Here is a 16,209-nt window from a genome sequence, read left to right as displayed (position 1 = left end):
TTCATTTAGTTATTACTTATTCACCCGAAGTGTTCGGCCGTGCGGATGCACAAGAGAAATTAATGATGTCCTGTTGCGGGCATTTCTAGCTCTTGGTGGTGCCGCAAACCCGGTAAACGCCTGGCTGCTTGGATCTAGGTTGAGACTTGGGTTATAAGCCGGATCTTGTAAAATTAGTTGCGGCCATTTCTCGCGAAGTTGAGTGATCTCACGCTGCGAGCGGGACTTTTTTTGTGCAGTATCTTCGTTCCCTCGGCTCGCCGACTCAGCATGAAGTAACTTTGCGTACGGGGTCCAGATGATCGTCTTTCCAGAGCAAAGGATCTCTAAGCACAAATCCACATCGTTAAATGCTACTGGAAAGGCATCTGCATCCATACCACCGAGGTTGAAGAAGTCTTCCCGGCGAAGAAATAGACAGGCAGCGGTACATCCGCTGACCTGCTGCGCTAATTGATTTCTGCCGTGATCGCCCCAGTCTGTATCTGCTAAGCGGTTTCCAAAGTGGCCTGCGACGTTTCCGACACCGAGCAAAATTCCGCCATGCTGCACCATCCCATTCGGCCAAAGTAACTTTGCACCAACCGCGCCAACGCAAGGCCGCAGCAGCTGCGAGACAATCTCGTCAAGCCACCCATCATGCAGCGCCTCAATGTCGTTGTTCACCAGTCCAATGATCTCGCCATTCGCCTGTGCAATCGCCCGATTGTTCAGGTCCGCATAGTTAAACGGTCCCGGCATCGGCAACACCCGCACACCCTGCTGCGCAACCTCCGCAAAATAAGCATGCGTCTCATCGTCAGTGGAACCGTTGTCGATGATGATGATTTCAAGGTTCGGCCAGTCGGTGAAGCGCTGGATCGAACTGATGCAGCGCTGCAGCAGGTCGACACGGTCACGCGTCGGAATCACCAGGCTGATGGTCATGTCCCGTGCGCCCTCAGGCAGCGGGTGACGCACACGCCGCGCCGCCCAGGCAACGCCTTGCGGTGCATTCGGCAATGGCTCAAGCACTGCGTGCGGCTGCACTGCCAGCGATGCACGCGTGGCAGCAGCAAAACGCGCACTGCGTTCTTCTGTTGTCAATGGCGACAACACGCGCAGCAGCACGCGCGGCACGTGCACAACGCTGGTGGCGCCGTCGTGCCATACCGCCGCCAGTGCATCCCATGCGAAGCCGGCGGCATTGTCGATGTCTGACAAACCCTGCGCGACGTCGCTTCGCACCAGCAGGAAGTCGAGCGGATAGTCGCTCGCGAACGCGTAATCGGGATTCCATGCCGGCTTGAACCACGGCCGGCCCTCGAATTCGCTGTCGGTGTACACGACCTTGGCATTCGGCAGGGCAAAGCCTTCCAGCGCGTACGCCAGTGCATGCGGCGCCAGGGTGTCGCCGGCGCGTATGCAGCCGATGACGTCACTGCCGGATGCCAGTGCCTGCGCCAGCAGCGCCGGGAATGGTTGTCCGGAGAAGGTCTGCGCGGTCATGCCGTGCTGCGCGTGTACGCTGGTGATCGTACGTTCCAGCTGCGCCGCATCGGCGTCGCCCGTGATGATGATGGCGGTGCGCAGGGTCGGCAGCGTCGCCGGTCCCTCGCGGTCGAAGCGGGCCGACCATTCCGGCCAGGCCGACATGGGCAGGCTGCGTGGCAGATGTCGCTGATAGATGTCGGCAACGTTCACCAGCAATTCGTCGGCGTCAGCCGGCAGCAGGCCGGCCAAGCCATCGAGGGCGCAGCAGATCGTCAGTGGGCTGCCGTTCAGTGGGCGGCCTTCGTCGTCCACCACGCGCACGCTGTGCAGTGCGCCGTCCGCCAGCGAGGCGGGCAGGGCGAGGTCGAAGCCATGGGCGCCGTCGATATGGCCGCGCATCGATGGGAAAATGATGTTGGCGGTCGCTTGCGCCACCATGTCGTTGCCGACAAAGGCGCGCACCGTCAGCGTCCGGTGCGGATCGGCTGGGTCGAGCGCCCAGCCGTGCAGGCGCAGGCCGCCGTCGCCGACCACGCTGTTGACGGCTGCGGCCGGCGGTAAGGTCGGCTGACGCAGGCGCACGTGGCCGTTCAATGGTGCGTTGGTGTTGGCGATCCGCGCCGAAATCACGCCGGCCGAATGTGCCGGCAGCGCGCCAAGATCGGCCACGAAGCCGTGGCAGACGTCGGTGGCGCCGAGTGCCGTCAGACCTTCGAGCAGTTCCGATCGTGCGACGTCGGCGATGATGCAGGCGATGGGTTCGTCATCGAGGCACACTTCGACCACGACGCGGCTATTGGGCCGTTCTGCATCGATGGCCCAGCCATATACCAGTTTGTCGTGAAGGCCATCTACGACGCCATGCCATCGCACCGCGACTGCGGTAGCGCCATCAGGTAATACAGATTCGGTGTTCATTACGAGAAAGGGAAGTCAGGCAGCCTTGGCACCTGGGTTGCGGGACATCCAGTTGTTCAGCCACGCGGCAGCATCGAAGCTGTCGTCGAGAAGTACAGGGCGTACCCGGGAGGGCAAGCCCGCTGGGGAAGCAGTCAGCACGGCGCGGCAGCCGGCTACCTGGAGCAGGCGCAGATCGTCCAGCAGCGGCAGGGCTTCGCCGAGCAGCGCCGGAACCTGGTCGACCACGCCGGTGTGCAACAGGGCGTCGCTGGCGTCGCCAAGCACGAGCAGACGAAGCCGCAATTGCGACCGGCTGGCAATCATGCGCGCCAGCGCCAGTACCTGGCGCGCCATCGGCGCGAGCGGATCGTGGCGCCAGACGGCGATGCGGTCGTATGACGAGGCCAGTGCCGGCAAGTTCGCCGGTATCGGTTTTTTCGCGACGGTGTTGGGCAGCGCGGCTGTGTATTCGGCCGTCTCGGCCTTGCGCAGCCACGCGGCCGCGCGCGATTGCGCGAGCGCGTTGCGCAGCAGGTCACGCGCGCCGAAGAGCGGATCGTTGCGCTGGAATGCGGCGAACTCGCCGTAGTAATCGGGATAGCGCGCCACGACCACGCCGCGGTTCTGCGCCACGCGCAGGGTCTTCTCGGCGCGGAACGAGACCGTGCCTTCGTGGGCGACGAAGACGCCGGTGGCTTGCAGATGGCGCCAGCCGGCGGCACGCGCGCGCATGCACCAGTCGACTTCTTCGCCGTAGCCGCGGTTGAGCGCGGTGCCGTCGAGCATGCCAACGGCGTCGAGTACCGTGCGGCGGATCAGCATCGTGAAGCCGCAGCATGACGGCAATTCGATGTCGGCGCCGCCCGGTGCGGCGCGCACGGCGGCGGCGGTCTGGTCGATCAACGCGAGTTCGCGTGTATCGGGCGCCGGTGCGGCCTGGCTGATCACCGGGAAACTGCTGATCTCGCCATTGTTGGTCCATGGCGTCACCGACGCCACATCCGGCGTGGCATACAGGGCCGTGGCCAGGCGGTCGATCCAGTCGCCGTGGACCTGCGTGTCGGCATTGAGCAGCAACACGTCATGGTCATCGAACATGCGCATGCCGCGGTTCACTGTTTCGATAAAACCGAGGTTACATGGATTGCGCAGCAGCGTGATCGCACCGCTGATGGCTTGCTTGTCGAGCCAGGCCGAGACGGCCGGCTCGGGGCTCGCGTCATCGACCACGACGATGCGGGCCGGCGTGCGGTTCAGCGGGAGGCTCGTGCGGACGCTCTCGATACAGGCGCGCACCAGGGCCAGGTCGCGGTACACCGGCACCACGATCGATACCGGGCGTGGGGTCGCCGTCACGGCGGCGTCGGGCGCAGCGTCGGCACGGATCGATGGCGCCGGATAGAACGCCAATGGCGAGCCGGGCAGCAATTGGCGGCGGCCATCGGGTTGCACCAAAGTGATCGACCAGACCGCACCGGGGCGCGGCGGACTGAGGCGTACCCGCGTGCCGTCGCCGGGGATCTCGAACTGGTATTGCGTGGTTTCGTCGGAGAGCAGCAGGGTCGCGCGTGGCGCGGTCGCACTGCTGGTGCCAAGAAAGACCATGACGTCGATGGCGTCGCCTTCAGTCCAGCAGGCGCCGGTATGGGCGACGCCGGCCGTGCGCAATATGGGCAGCAGGCTGGCGTGCTGGCCCGCGCGGCAGCGCGCAGGCAAAAATGCAGGGCCCAGGCTGGCGACGTCGGCACGGCCGCCGTCCTTGAGCCAGCTCTGCAGCATGATGTCTTGTAATAACGGGTTTTCAGCTTCGGTCATCCATGCGGCATGCCATGCGCGGGCGGCTAACGATGGATAGCCCGTCTGCAGGATCTTGGCGCGCAAGATGGCTGGAATGCGTTTCATGGGAAAACGGCGACAGACGTACTCGGCAGCCAGCAACGCATCGGCGTGGTGACCCGCCGCGAACAGTTCAAGCGCTCGCGTCAGTAATGCATCGTCCCGCAAGCGGGACGTGCACGAAGTGAGGAAAAAGGGGGCGGGGCCCCCTTTTGGATGCTGCATAGTACGACTGCTTAGCCGATTGGATCGACGATGGTGACGCTACCGACGATTTCGGTTTCGATACCCGACATCACCGATTCGACGAACTCGACAGCGACTGCAGCGCGCGACATGCCGGCGGTCAGCTGAGCCGTCCAGAATGCGGTGCCAGCTGCATCGCCATCACGGTCCAGCAGGCCGTCATACAGTGCGTCGATGAATTGCGCGTTGGTCTGCGTTTCACCGGTGTACTCGGCAGCGTCCATGAAGCCCATGGCGATCGAGGTCAGAGCAGCGCCTGCATCAGCACGGTCGAACCAGAAGTCGAGGCCACCAGCATCAGCGGTACGACCCAGCAGCGCCTGGTAGATATGGGCAACGACGGCCTGGTCAGCGTTGTCTGCGAAGATCAGCGCATCGGTGCCGTTCAGCTGGACGAAGTCGACATCGGTGAATTCAACCGACACGTTGGTCTTCGTGTTGGTGATTTTCGACATGCCATTGTTGGTGATGATGGTGAAGTCATCTTCAACGCCAGCGGTCACGATGACCGTTTCGTCGTTACCGGTCACTTTGCTGGTGCCCTGGGTTGCGTTCACGACCAGTTGGCCCGTGCCTGCAACGACCGTGTCTTTATCGCCAACGATGACTTGGGTGTTCTTGCCGTCAACGATGGTGATGGTGTCGGCGCCTGCGGTGCCCACGATGACGCGCTCGATGTCCACGCCAGCAACGGTTGCCAGCGATGCGCCAGCTTCAGCGGTGTTAGCAGTAGGAGCGGTACCGACAGTAGCATTCACGCCACCAGCACCTTGGAAGAACACGACTGGCGTATCACCGGTCAGGGTGACATTCGTCACTGCGTTTGGCGCGGTGTTCACGAACAGGACTTCAACACCAGCAGCGCCGGTGACGGTAGCGTTGTTGACGACGGTGGTGGTGTCGACGACGACTTTGGTGTCGGTTGCCGACGTCACCAGCGACAGGATCTGCTGGATCGTGGCTGCGTTGAAGACTTCGGTCGAGGTGGCGGTCAGCGCGCTGCTAACTGCTTGGGCGTTGCTATCGTACATTCACTACTCCTAAAAGGATTAAAGTTTCCCGGTTTCGCCGGGTGCTCCAGGGGACAAGCATGCACGGCCAGGGCTGGCCAGTACGCGACGTACCTAAGAATTTATTCAGCGTGGATATGGCAGAGCGTTCAGGACATCTGTTCTAAAAACCAACACGATCCTGTTCAGATTCTACAGAGAAATTGTGCGGATATTCTCACCAAATGTCTCAACATCCAACTAATTGTCACGCACCCTGATTGGGTAAAAATACTGTAAATACAGCGAGTTGGCGCATGTTCGTCTTGAGTGACTTTACTGTGGAGGGTGCAGAATTCAATGCCTAATCGTGCAGTGCAGCACGTTTTTCGTTCAATAACTAAAAAATACAACACTTTCCGACAGTTGGTATCCGTGCTGGGTAGCAATTTTTTTAAGACATGTTGAACGATGATCCAAGCGACGTTGGCGCAGAGAATGCGGGGCTGCGCGTCAACGACAACGCGCGGCAGGGCGCCACGCGTAAGAGTGTTGCAAAAATGTGAAACGGCGGAAACGAAAGTCCGCCGTTCGTGTACTGAATCAGCGATCGCGCCCGGATTCCGACGCCGATGTATCGGCGCCACCATCTGCTGCCGCACCATCCGGCTCACCCGGCGCCTTGGGCCGCGAGCCACCCGACACGTCACCCGTCGCGTGTCCATGACTGGCCTGCGGCGCGCCGGCTGGGCCCACATTACTCTCCGGCGAGGCCTTCGCGAAATTGCTGTTGATGCCCGAATGGCTGTCGCCCTTCGCAGCATGGCCGATGCTCGAATCGCCGTCGGCGTCATTCGCCACAAAGCCGGCGTATGAATCAGGACCGCCGCCGCGCAGGCCGCCGTCACGCACGTCGGTATCTTTTGGATTGTTGGTATTGTCGTTGTTCATGCTGCTCTCCTGGATGCGTTGGTATGCCATGCATCTGGGTGCACCATCCTGGCTTCCCAATAGGAGCAAAGAGCGTCCCGACGTAGGACTGGTCGCTCAGCGGCTGGCGCTGACCTTCGACGCCGGCCGCACGGCGTGCAGCGGCGGGGCCAGTGCAATTACCTGGTCGCGCCCGGCCGACTTGGCGGCGTACAGCGCAGAGTCGGCGCGCGCCAGCGTGGTCTTGAACGGTTCACCGTCCAGCGTGACGGTCGCGCCAATACTCAGGGTCAGCCGGCGTTGCGCGGCCGGCATCGTGCTGGTGACCGCGCGCAGCGCCTCCGCCAGCGCCTTGCCCACCGTGCTGGCGCGCGCCAGATCCGCGCCTGGCAGCAGCACCGCGAATTCATCGCCGCCCAGGCGGGCGATGCAGTCGACGGCGCGCAGCGTCTCGCGCGCGCTGGTGGCCACCAGCTGCAACGCGATGTCGCCCGCTTCGTGGCCGGCGCTGTCGTTGATCGCCTTGAAATGGTCGAGGTCGATGAGCATCAGGGCCAGTGGCTGGCGCCGGTGCCTGGCGCGCGCCGTCTCGCGTTCGGCGATCTCGAAGAACGCCTTACGCGACCAGGCGCCGGTCAGGTGATCGTGGTTCGCGATGTATTCAGCCTGGTGCACGATGTGGCGGTGCAGGGTCAAGAGGCCGCCGAGGGTCAGTGCCGGCAGTGCCAGTGCGGCGACGGTCAGGATCGCCAAGCTGGCGGTGCTTGGCTGCAGCAGCGAGGTCGGTGGATTGGCCGCGACCAGCAGCCAGAGCATGCGCACGCCATGGCCGCCGGCCACCAGCACGCACATGAGCAGCACGAAGCGCTGCACGTGCTGCTGTCCGGGGCCTTGCAGGTGCACCTGGCCGTGCGAGCGGCGCTGCTGCTCGCCGCGCCCGGCAAGCACGCTGTGCGCGATGTCCACGCAGACGCCGGCCTGGAACAGCGAGACGACGGCGCTGCGCAACGTGAACGAGTCGAACCAGTCATGAAACACCACGGTCAGGACGCCGACCGCAGCGACCAGCAAAGTCAGCGACTTGACAGGCGCCTGGCGGCCGGCCAGCTGGCGATAACCGGCGGCAAGGGCTGCGCCGGCGCCGGAATAGGTCATGTTCGCCAGTTCGTAGCCCAGCAGGGTCGGCAGTTCACGGCCAAAGGCATAGAGCAGGTTGCCAAGCAGTCCCAACAGCGCGGCGGCGCGCATTGCACGCATGCCGCGCAGCGATTGCGAGCCCGCCGACACCAACGCAAGATAGACGAGAAAGCAAAGCAGGGACGCGATCAGGAAGATCTGCTGGGTGGCGAGCATGGCGAACGGGCCTGGCGCAATGGGATGCGCAGTGATGGACAAAGAGGGGGCAAACCGAACTGAGCCGGTATTATGCCGTCGTTGTATCCAGGCCGTGCGCTTATTTGGCGCCGTTGTTCAATTACTTTATTTTAACGTGGCGAGCCGCTACAGCGGCCTTGCCCGCGCCGGCCTTCAGCCGATGACGTAGCGTTTGGAGACGCCCACGCCCATGGTCTGACCGCTGGCGCCGTAGATGGTGCCGGTCGGTGCGTTGGTCGGGGTGCGCAGGGCGTTGAGCACGCCCTGGTTGTGCGCCAGCTGCTTGTTGATCAGCATGCCATTGACGCGGTTGAGTTCTTTTGCTTCGCGCGCAGCGTCGAGCATGCGCTCCCATTGTTGCCGTACGTCGCCGTCATCATTGACTGCCAGCCAGGGTTCCATGCCCGCTTCCGATGCATCGCAGCCCGCCGCGGCCAGTGCCGCGTGGCGCTGTTGCGACAACGAGGCCAGGTCGGCCAGCATCGCGTTCTTGCGCGTGGTCAGCTCGGCCAGGGTGTCGGCATCGAGCGACACCAGGGATTGCTGCTCTTGCTTCATCAACGCCAGGAGGGCGGTGAGGTGATGGTGTTCGGCGGCGAGGGTCTGGAACGGGCTGGTGGTCATGGTTTAGCGTTGTCTCGAATGGAGCAAGTCGCGTACGGTGTCTAGCAAGCCGTCAGCCACTTTCTCGGAGTTGACTTGGAACTGGCCATCGGCGATGGCCATCTTGATACGTTCTACTTTCTTGGCGTCGAATACGGCTGCGCCGCCGCCGACGCTGCTTGCCATGGCCTGGCCTTGCGGGGACAGGCGCACGCTGTCGGTTTGCGCACCGGTCAGGGGCGCGGTGGTTGCCGCCTTGTCAGCGCCACGCGCATTGTTCGTCTGCGTGGTGGCGGGTTGAAGGCCTGGGTTGCTCTTGAGTGTATCGTTGATTTTCACGGCTTCATCCTTCTCGGTGCGCGGAGCACAAGCTCCGGGATCTGCTCATTGTAACGGCCGCGCCTTTACAAACTTTAGCAATCAACACCGATTCGACGAAGAGAACGACGCAATTCCTATAAAACGATTTCCACGGTCCCGCCATCGCGCGCGGTGCCGCTGATGATCCGGCCGGCCGTCGTGCGCACTTGGACGATCTGGCCATCGCTGGCATTGTTGATCGCCTTGGCTTCGCTGCTTACCGAAAAGTTCGAGCCGCGCGATACCAGCCGTACTGCCTGGCCCTGCTTGATGACGGCCTGGCTGCGCAGGGCGTCCACGCGCAGCGCCGTGCCGGCAGGCAGCGACACCGTAGGTGCACGGCCCAGCGCCTGCGCCATGTCGGTGATGATCCCGTTGGGCATGGCGGCGATATCGCCTTTCACCATCACCAGCTGACCCGGCAACAGTGGCTGGCCCTGGGCCAGCGGCACGCCGGCGGCCACATACTCGGCCACCACACTGACCTGGGCCTGCACGTACAGCGTCCATGCCGGCGCCGTGCAGCGCACGCCCACCGTGGTCTTGCCCCAGGGGCGGGCGCCCGGTTGCTGGAAGGCTTCCGGCGCCGGGCAGGCGGGCAGGCTCAGGCGCTGATCGATCGCGCCGACCTTCACGCTTACCTGGCCCGGCAGGCCAGCGCTCTGGGTGGTCAGGAACTGCTCCACAACCGCGCGCACGGCCTCGGGCTGCTGGCGGCTGTTTGCCCCCTGCTGGGCCTGCGCACCACTGTATACAAGGGCCAGCAGCGAAAAAGCGACAAGTTGGGATGTCATGGTCTGGTGTTCAGGCTGAGATTCGGGAATGCTGCTATCTTAGGTCGAATGATTCCGTAGTGAAACTTTGAATAGCGGGGGGAATGGTCGCTCTTCTCCGTCGATTGGTGTGGCGAACCGAACCGTATGATCGCTTCTGTCCCAACAAAGCACAGCCCGGAGGCGGCATGATCGGCAAACTCGACGACTACATGCGTTTTAATGAAACGGCATTGTCCCTGCGCTCACAGCGCCAGGAACTGCTGGCGTCCAATATCGCCAATGCCGATACCCCCAACTACAAGGCGCGCGACATCGATTTCGCGGCAGCATTGCAGGGGGCGATGGCAGGCGGCAAGCCGGGCGGTGTGATGAACACCACCAACACCAACCACATGGCGCATGGCGCTCCCACCGGCGACACGCTGGCCAACGGCACGCCGGTGCTGTACCGCGGCGTGGTGCAGGGCAGTGTCGACGGCAACACGGTCGACATGGACGTGGAGCGCAATCAGTTTGCCGACAACGCGCTGCGCTACGAGGCCGGGATCAATATGATCAACAGCCAGATCAAGGGCCTCCTGAGCGCAATCCAGGGCCAATAAGGAAACTCGCCATGTCGCTGTTTAATATCTTTAATGTGTCCGGTTCGGCCATGAGCGCCCAGGCGCAGCGCCTGAATACGGTGGCCAGCAACCTGGCCAATGCCGACAGCGCCACGTCGCCGTCGGGCGAAGCCTATCGCGCCAAGTCGGTCGTGTTCGAGTCGGTACCCACCGCCTCGGGCGCGACCGGCGTGCGCGTGCGCGAAGTGGTCGAAGACCCGTCGCCGCTCAAGCAGGTGTACGACCCCAAGCATCCGATGGCCGACGACAAGGGCTATGTATCGATGCCGAACGTGAACGTGGTCGACGAGATGGTCAACATGCTGTCCGCCTCGCGCTCGTACCAGACCAACGTCGAAACCATGAATGCAGCCAAGACCATGCTGCTCAAGACCCTGACCATCGGCCAGTAAGCGCCTCACAGATCGATACCATGACCAGCCCAATTACCAGCTCGACCGCAACGTCCGATATTTCCAGCCTGCAGGCGACCATGAACGCCAAGGCGAAGACCGCCGAAGACGGCGTCCAGGCCGACACCGACAAGTTCATGACGCTGCTCGTGACCCAGTTGAAGAACCAGGATCCGCTCAATCCGATGGACAACGCGCAGATGACGAGCCAGCTGGCCCAGCTGCAGACCGTCACCGGCGTGAACAAACTCAATACCACGCTGGAGTCGCTGAAGGCCAGCTACCAGTCGAGCGAATCGCTGTCGGCGACGAATCTGATCGGCCACGGCGTGCTGGTCGAAGGCAATGGCATCCTGCTGTCGAAGGGCCAGGCGATCCTGGGCGTCGAGCTGGAGAGCCCGGCCGACAAGCTGCAGGTCGTTGTCGTCGACAAGGCCACGGGCAAGGATGTGGCAGCAATCGACCTGGGCGAGCAGAAAGCCGGGATCGTGCCGGTCGCCTGGGATGGCATCCCCGACCCGACCAACCTGGACGCCAATGGCAAGCCGGTCGTGCTGCCAGATGGAAACTACACCTTCCGCGTGATCGCAACACGCGCGGGCGAACAGCTCACCGACGCCAAGACCCTGTCATTCGACAGCGTGGCCAGCGTCACGACGAATGGCAAGGATGGCGTCAAGCTGAACCTGCCGGGCAAGGGCGCTGTTTCTCTGGCCGACATTAAACAAGTTCTGTAAGCCAGGCCGCTTACTCTCTCACCTTATACTGGAGCATCACCATGTCTTTCCAACAAGGCTTGAGCGGCTTGAACGCTGCTGCCAAATCGCTCGACGTTATCGGTAACAACATCGCCAACGCCAGCACGGTCGGCTTCAAGGGGTCGACCACCCAGTTTGCCGACGTCTACGCGAATGCGCTCAACGGCGCGGGCGGCATGACTGCCGGTATCGGCGTGAAGACCGCCGCCATCGCCCAGCAGTTCACGCAGGGCAACGTCGAAGCCTCGAGCAACCCGCTCGACATCGCCATCAACGGCGCCGGTTTCTTCCGCATCGAGCAGGCCGGCGTGACGCAATACTCGCGCAATGGCCAGTTCTCGCTTGACAAAGAGGGCTTCATCGTCAACGCCCAGGGCGCCAAGCTGACCGGCTATGGCCTGGGCGCCAACGGCCTGCTGGCCGCCGGCACCGCCGTGCCGCTCAAGATCGATACCGCCGACCAGCCACCGAAGGTCACGTCGGAAGTGCAGATCCAGCTCCAGCTCGATTCGCGTGCCAGCACGCCGAAGAAGACCGAATTCGATCCGGCCGATCCGGACACCTACAACAAGCAGGTGCCGATGAGCGTGTACGACACGCTGGGCAACTCGCACACGCTGTCGACCTTCTATGTCAAGTCGCCGACCGGCGACGGCACCTGGAACGTGTACGCGGCCAAGGACGGCACCGAGATCGGCGCGCTGGACGCGGTCGGCAAGGCCCAGACCGACCCGACGGCGGTCGCCTCGCGCAACGCCTGGGATACGGCAAGCAAGGTCGTGCCGCCTGCGCCCGCCACGCTGGCCACGGCCATTGGTACCTACGCCACCGATGCCGCCAATGCGGTCGTGACGGGCGCCGGCAACCTGGCCACCCCCGACAACCTGACCGAAGTGCGCGCGGCCGCAGCGGCCGCCGCCGCGATCCCGGGCGCCACCCCGGTGCAGATCGACGCCGCGATTGCCAAGGCGCTCAAGATGGAGCCGAAATCCATCGGCACGCTCAAGTTCGACACCAATGGCGCGCTGAACCTGGCCAGCACGGGTACCGCCGGCAGATTCAATATCAACATTCCGATCGTGCCATCGACCGGCGCCGAACTGAAACTGCCGGTGCAGATCGATTTCGCCGGCACTACCCAGTACGGCACCACCACCAGCGAAAAGTTCCTGGCGCAGGATGGCTACAAGCCGGGTTCGCTGCAGCGCTTCTCCACCGGCGCCGACGGCAGCATCCTGGGCCAGTACAGCAACGGCCAGACCAAGGTCCTGGGCCAGGTCGTGCTTGCCAACTTCACCAACCCGAACGGCTTGCAGCCGCTGGGCAACAACGCCTGGGCCGAGTCGTCGAACTCCGGCATCCCGCTGATGGGCACTGCCGGTACCGGTGGCCTGGGCGTACTGCAGGCGTCGGCCACCGAAGCATCGAGCGTCGACCTGACCGCCGAGCTGGTCAACATGATCACGGCGCAGCGCGTCTACCAGGCCAATGCGCAAACGATCAAGACGCAGGATTCGGTGTTGCAGACGCTGGTGAACCTGCGTTAAACACATCTAGGAAACCACCATGGACCGCCTGATCTACACCGCCGCCTCCGGCGCCAAGCACATCCTCGAGCAGCAAGCCACGACGTCCAACAACCTGGCCAACGTGAGCACGACGGGCTTTCGCGCCCAGATCGACATGTTCCGCGCGGCGCCGGTGCAGGGCCCGGGCATGCCGACGCGCGCGTTCGTCGTCGACTCGACCGCTGGCAACGACTTCGCCGCCGGTCCGCTGCAGGCCACGGGGCGCGACCTGGATGTGGCGGTGAAAGGGCAGGGCTGGCTGGCGCTGCAGATGCCGGATGGTACCGAGGCCTACACCCGCAACGGCTCGCTTCAGATGAGCCCGAACGGCGTGCTGCAAACGCCGGGCGGCCAGACGATCGCGGGTGAAGGCGGGCCGATCACGGTGCCGCCCGACGCCACGGTGACGATCGGCAGCGACGGCACCATCTCGACGATTTCCAACGTCGACACGCCGGCCGCACCGACGGTAATCGGGCGACTGAAGCTGGTCAATCCGCCCCAGGGCGACATGGTGCGCGGCGATGACGGGCTGTTTCGCGTCAAGAACGGCGCGCCGGTCCAGGCCGACCCGACCGTGCAGGTGGCGGGCGGCGCACTCGAGGGCAGCAACGTCAATCCGGTCGATTGCATGGTCGACATGATTGCCTTGGCACGGTCTTTCGACACGCAAATGAGCTTGCTGAAGAACGCCGAGAACAACGCGGCGAAAGCCACCCAGATCCTCGCTTTGAATTAAGTGTTGCCGCTGCATAATTCTATTGTCCGTGGAGGCATTCGCCTGCCACCAATAGGAGAATGCAATGATCCGTTCGCTCTACATCGCCAAGACCGGCCTGGAAGCCCAGCAGACCAATCTCGACGTCATCTCGAACAACCTCGCCAACGTCAGCACCAACGGCTTCAAGAAGTCGCGCGCCGTGTTCGAGGACTTGCTGTACCAGAATGTGCGCCAGCCAGGTGCGCAATCGTCCCAACAGACGAATCTGCCGTCGGGCCTGCAGATCGGTACCGGTGTGCGCACCGTCGCTACCGAGCGCATCCACACCCAGGGTAATCCCCAGCTGACCGGCAACGACAAGGACGTGATGGTCAACGGTCCTGGCTACTTCCCTGTATTGATGCCGGACGGCACCCAGGCCTACACCCGCGACGGCTCGTTCCAGAAAGACCAGAACGGTCAACTGGTGACCTCGAGCGGCTTCGTCATCCAGCCGCCGATCACTGTGCCGGTCAATGCCCAGTCGATCACGGTGGGCCGTGACGGCACCGTATCGGTCACTGTCTCCGGCGAAACCGCCACCACCCAGATCGGCGCGCTGCAACTGGCCACCTTCATCAACCCGGCCGGCCTCGAGTCGCGCGGCGAGAATCTGTACACCGAAACCACCGCATCGGGTAACCCGAACCTGAACGTGCCGGGCACGAATGGCGCCGGCAACATCATGCAGGGCTATGTGGAATCGTCGAACGTCAATGTGGTCGAGGAAATGGTCGCGATGATCCAGACCCAGCGCGCCTACGAGATCAACAGCAAGGCGATCACGACATCCGACCAGATGCTGCAAAAACTGTCGCAGCTTTAATTTCTTCAGACATCATGAAAATCCTGACTTCGTTCGCTGCGCTGGTATTGCTCGCCGGTTGCGCCGCCACCCCCACCACCATCGTGCAGGGCCCGACCAGCGCGCGCCCGATGCTGGTCGATGGCGCTCCGGCCACCGATGGCGCGATCTTCAACGTCAACAGCTACCGGCCGATGTTCGAAGACCGCCGCGCCCGTCATATCGGCGACCTGTTGACCGTCAATATCAGCGAGCGCACGACGGCAACCAAGGCCGGCGCGAGTTCGGGCAACAAGACCGGCAGCGCGAGCTTTACCGCACCGGGCGTGCTGGCTGGCGTGATCGGTGCCGGCGTGGCGCTGGAATCGGGCACCAAGTTTGCCGATGGCGACAACCAGAGCGCGTCGAACAACTTCACCGGCACGATCGGCGTGACCGTCACCGAAGTGCTGCCGAACGGTAACCTGATCGTGGCCGGCGAAAAGCAGGTCGCGATGAACAAGGGCACCGAATTCATCCGCTTCTCGGGGATGGTCAGCCCCGACACGATCCAGGCCGGCAACATGGTCTCGTCCAACGTGATCGCCGATGCGCGCGTCGAATACCGTACCAACAGCCGCCTGGATCGCGCCGAAGTGACGTCGATGCTGTCGCGTTTCTTCCTGTCGATGCTGCCGTTCTAAAAGGCCACACCCATGCGTAAATTTGCTTCCGTTGTCTTGCTGGCTGCCGCTTTTGGCGGCATCGCCCCCCTGGCCCAGGCCGAGCGCCTGAAGGACCTGGCCACCATCGCCGGCGTGCGTCAGAACCAGTTGTCCGGCTACGGCATCGTCGTGGGCCTGGATGGCACCGGCGACCAGACCAGCCAGACGCCGTTCACCGTGCAGTCGATCCGCGCGATGCTGCAACAGAAGGGCGTCAACCTGCCGGCCGGCACCCAGCTGCAACTGAAGAACGTGGCGGCCGTGATGGTCACGACCTCGCTGCCGGCGTTTGCCCAGCCGGGCCAGACGCTCGACATCACCGTGTCGTCGATCGGTAACGCCAAGAGCCTGCGTGGCGGCACGCTCCTGATGGCGCCGCTGCATGGCGCCGATGGCCAGGTCTATGCCATGGCCCAGGGCAACCTGGTGGTCGGCGGCGTGGGCGTGCAGGCGCAGGGCGGCGGCGCGCAAGTGCAGGTCAATCACCTGGCGGTCGGTCGTATCTCGGCCGGCGCCACGGTCGAACGCGCCGTTGCATCGAACCTGGGCGAGAATAACCAGATTCGCCTGGAACTGAAAGAGACCGATTTCGCCACTGCCGCGCGCGTCGTCGACGCCGTCAACGACCAGTTCGGTCCCGGCATCGCCACGGCCCTGGACGGGCGCGTGGTGCGCGTGCGCACCCCGTCGTCGAGCGACCAGCGCGTGGCCTTCCTGGGCATGCTCGAACAGATCGACGTCAATCAGCCGCTGGCCTCGGCCAAGGTCATCATGAACGCCCGCACCGGGTCGGTCGTGATGAACCGCGCCGTGATGCTGGATAACTGCGCGATTTCGCACGGCAACCTGTCGATCACCATTGGCTCGGATACGCAGGTGAGCCAGCCGAACGCACTGGCCGGCGGCCAGACCGTCGTCACGCAGAACCAGTCGGTCGAGATCAAGAAAGAACCTGGCCAGATGATCAACGTGAAGGGCGGGGCGTCGCTGGCCGAAGTGGTCAAGGCGATGAACTCGATCGGCACCACCCCGCAAGACTTGCTGGCCATCCTGCAAGCGCTCAAGGCCGCCGGTTCGCTGCGCGCCGAGCTCGAAATCATCTAAATCGAGAG

Annotated in this window: 16 protein-coding genes; 8 read left to right on the top strand and 8 right to left on the bottom strand. The window is 63.3% G+C overall.

Features of this window, described 5'->3' with window-relative positions; genetic code table 11:
• Window positions 1-12: 12 nt before the first annotated feature.
• The 8 genes from AC56LW_RS03940 to flgA all read right to left on the bottom strand — a co-directional run bounded on the left by AC56LW_RS03940 (window position 13) and on the right by flgA (window position 9,505).
• Complete coding sequence (locus AC56LW_RS03940) at window positions 13-2,391, bottom strand: glycosyltransferase family 2 protein (protein ID WP_499631843.1); 2,379 nt, start codon at window positions 2,389-2,391, stop codon at window positions 13-15.
• A gap of 15 nt (window positions 2,392-2,406) precedes the next feature.
• A complete protein-coding gene (locus AC56LW_RS03935) occupies window positions 2,407-4,275 on the bottom strand; it encodes a glycosyltransferase family 2 protein (RefSeq protein ID WP_499631840.1) in 1,869 nt (622 codons plus the stop codon).
• 170 nt (window positions 4,276-4,445) lie between these two features.
• Window positions 4,446-5,486, bottom strand: a complete 1,041-nt coding sequence (locus AC56LW_RS03930; protein ID WP_499631837.1) for a DUF4214 domain-containing protein — start codon at window positions 5,484-5,486, stop codon at window positions 4,446-4,448.
• 561 nt (window positions 5,487-6,047) lie between these two features.
• Entirely contained in the window at window positions 6,048-6,395 is a 348-nt protein-coding gene (locus AC56LW_RS03925; RefSeq protein ID WP_499631834.1) for a hypothetical protein, read from the bottom strand.
• 96 nt (window positions 6,396-6,491) lie between these two features.
• Complete coding sequence (locus AC56LW_RS03920; protein WP_499631832.1) at window positions 6,492-7,727, bottom strand: GGDEF domain-containing protein; 1,236 nt, start codon at window positions 7,725-7,727, stop codon at window positions 6,492-6,494.
• Between the two features lie 174 nt (window positions 7,728-7,901).
• Complete coding sequence (locus AC56LW_RS03915; protein WP_332532402.1) at window positions 7,902-8,372, bottom strand: flagella synthesis protein FlgN; 471 nt, start codon at window positions 8,370-8,372, stop codon at window positions 7,902-7,904.
• 3 nt (window positions 8,373-8,375) lie between these two features.
• Window positions 8,376-8,690: a flagellar biosynthesis anti-sigma factor FlgM gene (gene flgM / locus AC56LW_RS03910; RefSeq protein ID WP_183555741.1), complete on the bottom strand. Its 315-nt coding sequence runs from the start codon at window positions 8,688-8,690 to the stop codon at window positions 8,376-8,378.
• 116 nt (window positions 8,691-8,806) lie between these two features.
• Entirely contained in the window at window positions 8,807-9,505 is a 699-nt protein-coding gene (flgA, locus tag AC56LW_RS03905; RefSeq protein WP_332532400.1) for a flagellar basal body P-ring formation chaperone FlgA, read from the bottom strand.
• A 167-nt stretch (window positions 9,506-9,672) separates the two neighbouring features.
• Between flgA and flgB the strand changes: the two genes are divergently transcribed.
• The 8 genes from flgB to AC56LW_RS03865 all read left to right on the top strand — a co-directional run bounded on the left by flgB (window position 9,673) and on the right by AC56LW_RS03865 (window position 16,201).
• A complete protein-coding gene (flgB, locus tag AC56LW_RS03900) occupies window positions 9,673-10,089 on the top strand; it encodes a flagellar basal body rod protein FlgB (RefSeq protein WP_499631828.1) in 417 nt (138 codons plus the stop codon).
• 11 nt (window positions 10,090-10,100) lie between these two features.
• Entirely contained in the window at window positions 10,101-10,502 is a 402-nt protein-coding gene (gene flgC / locus AC56LW_RS03895; protein ID WP_183555738.1) for a flagellar basal body rod protein FlgC, read from the top strand.
• 20 nt (window positions 10,503-10,522) lie between these two features.
• Window positions 10,523-11,239: a flagellar hook assembly protein FlgD gene (locus AC56LW_RS03890; protein WP_332532398.1), complete on the top strand. Its 717-nt coding sequence runs from the start codon at window positions 10,523-10,525 to the stop codon at window positions 11,237-11,239.
• Between the two features lie 41 nt (window positions 11,240-11,280).
• Complete coding sequence (locus AC56LW_RS03885) at window positions 11,281-12,807, top strand: flagellar hook protein FlgE (protein ID WP_499631825.1); 1,527 nt, start codon at window positions 11,281-11,283, stop codon at window positions 12,805-12,807.
• Window positions 12,808-12,826: 19 nt separating this feature from the next.
• A complete protein-coding gene (gene flgF / locus AC56LW_RS03880) occupies window positions 12,827-13,567 on the top strand; it encodes a flagellar basal-body rod protein FlgF (RefSeq protein WP_499631822.1) in 741 nt (246 codons plus the stop codon).
• Between the two features lie 64 nt (window positions 13,568-13,631).
• The gene (gene flgG, locus AC56LW_RS03875; RefSeq protein ID WP_332532395.1) at window positions 13,632-14,414 is read left to right on the top strand and encodes a flagellar basal-body rod protein FlgG; all 783 of its coding nucleotides are present in this window, start codon (window positions 13,632-13,634) and stop codon (window positions 14,412-14,414) included.
• Window positions 14,415-14,428: 14 nt separating this feature from the next.
• Window positions 14,429-15,076 (top strand): flagellar basal body L-ring protein FlgH, encoded by a 648-nt coding sequence (locus tag AC56LW_RS03870; protein WP_332532394.1) that lies wholly within the window; start codon window positions 14,429-14,431, stop codon window positions 15,074-15,076.
• Between the two features lie 12 nt (window positions 15,077-15,088).
• Window positions 15,089-16,201: a flagellar basal body P-ring protein FlgI gene (locus AC56LW_RS03865; RefSeq protein ID WP_482899816.1), complete on the top strand. Its 1,113-nt coding sequence runs from the start codon at window positions 15,089-15,091 to the stop codon at window positions 16,199-16,201.
• Window positions 16,202-16,209: the final 8 nt, after the last annotated feature.

Source organism: Telluria sp. LT2P80 (assembly GCF_059685955.1).
This window is presented reverse-complemented; position numbering and strand designations above follow the sequence as displayed.

Excerpts from the sequence above, each read along its gene's own strand:
- AC56LW_RS03940 (WP_499631843.1), bottom strand. The coding sequence starts at position 2,391 with ATGAACACCGAATCTGTATTACCTGATGGCGCTACCGCAGTCGCGGTG.
- AC56LW_RS03935 (WP_499631840.1), bottom strand. The coding sequence starts at position 4,275 with ATGAAACGCATTCCAGCCATCTTGCGCGCCAAGATCCTGCAGACGGGC.
- AC56LW_RS03930 (WP_499631837.1), bottom strand. The coding sequence starts at position 5,486 with ATGTACGATAGCAACGCCCAAGCAGTTAGCAGCGCGCTGACCGCCACC.
- AC56LW_RS03925 (WP_499631834.1), bottom strand. The coding sequence starts at position 6,395 with ATGAACAACGACAATACCAACAATCCAAAAGATACCGACGTGCGTGAC.
- AC56LW_RS03920 (WP_499631832.1), bottom strand. The coding sequence starts at position 7,727 with ATGCTCGCCACCCAGCAGATCTTCCTGATCGCGTCCCTGCTTTGCTTT.
- AC56LW_RS03915 (WP_332532402.1), bottom strand. The coding sequence starts at position 8,372 with ATGACCACCAGCCCGTTCCAGACCCTCGCCGCCGAACACCATCACCTC.
- flgA (WP_332532400.1), bottom strand. The coding sequence starts at position 9,505 with ATGACATCCCAACTTGTCGCTTTTTCGCTGCTGGCCCTTGTATACAGT.
- flgB (WP_499631828.1), top strand. The coding sequence starts at position 9,673 with ATGATCGGCAAACTCGACGACTACATGCGTTTTAATGAAACGGCATTG.
- flgC (WP_183555738.1), top strand. The coding sequence starts at position 10,101 with ATGTCGCTGTTTAATATCTTTAATGTGTCCGGTTCGGCCATGAGCGCC.
- AC56LW_RS03890 (WP_332532398.1), top strand. The coding sequence starts at position 10,523 with ATGACCAGCCCAATTACCAGCTCGACCGCAACGTCCGATATTTCCAGC.
- AC56LW_RS03885 (WP_499631825.1), top strand. The coding sequence starts at position 11,281 with ATGTCTTTCCAACAAGGCTTGAGCGGCTTGAACGCTGCTGCCAAATCG.
- flgF (WP_499631822.1), top strand. The coding sequence starts at position 12,827 with ATGGACCGCCTGATCTACACCGCCGCCTCCGGCGCCAAGCACATCCTC.
- flgG (WP_332532395.1), top strand. The coding sequence starts at position 13,632 with ATGATCCGTTCGCTCTACATCGCCAAGACCGGCCTGGAAGCCCAGCAG.
- AC56LW_RS03870 (WP_332532394.1), top strand. The coding sequence starts at position 14,429 with ATGAAAATCCTGACTTCGTTCGCTGCGCTGGTATTGCTCGCCGGTTGC.
- AC56LW_RS03865 (WP_482899816.1), top strand. The coding sequence starts at position 15,089 with ATGCGTAAATTTGCTTCCGTTGTCTTGCTGGCTGCCGCTTTTGGCGGC.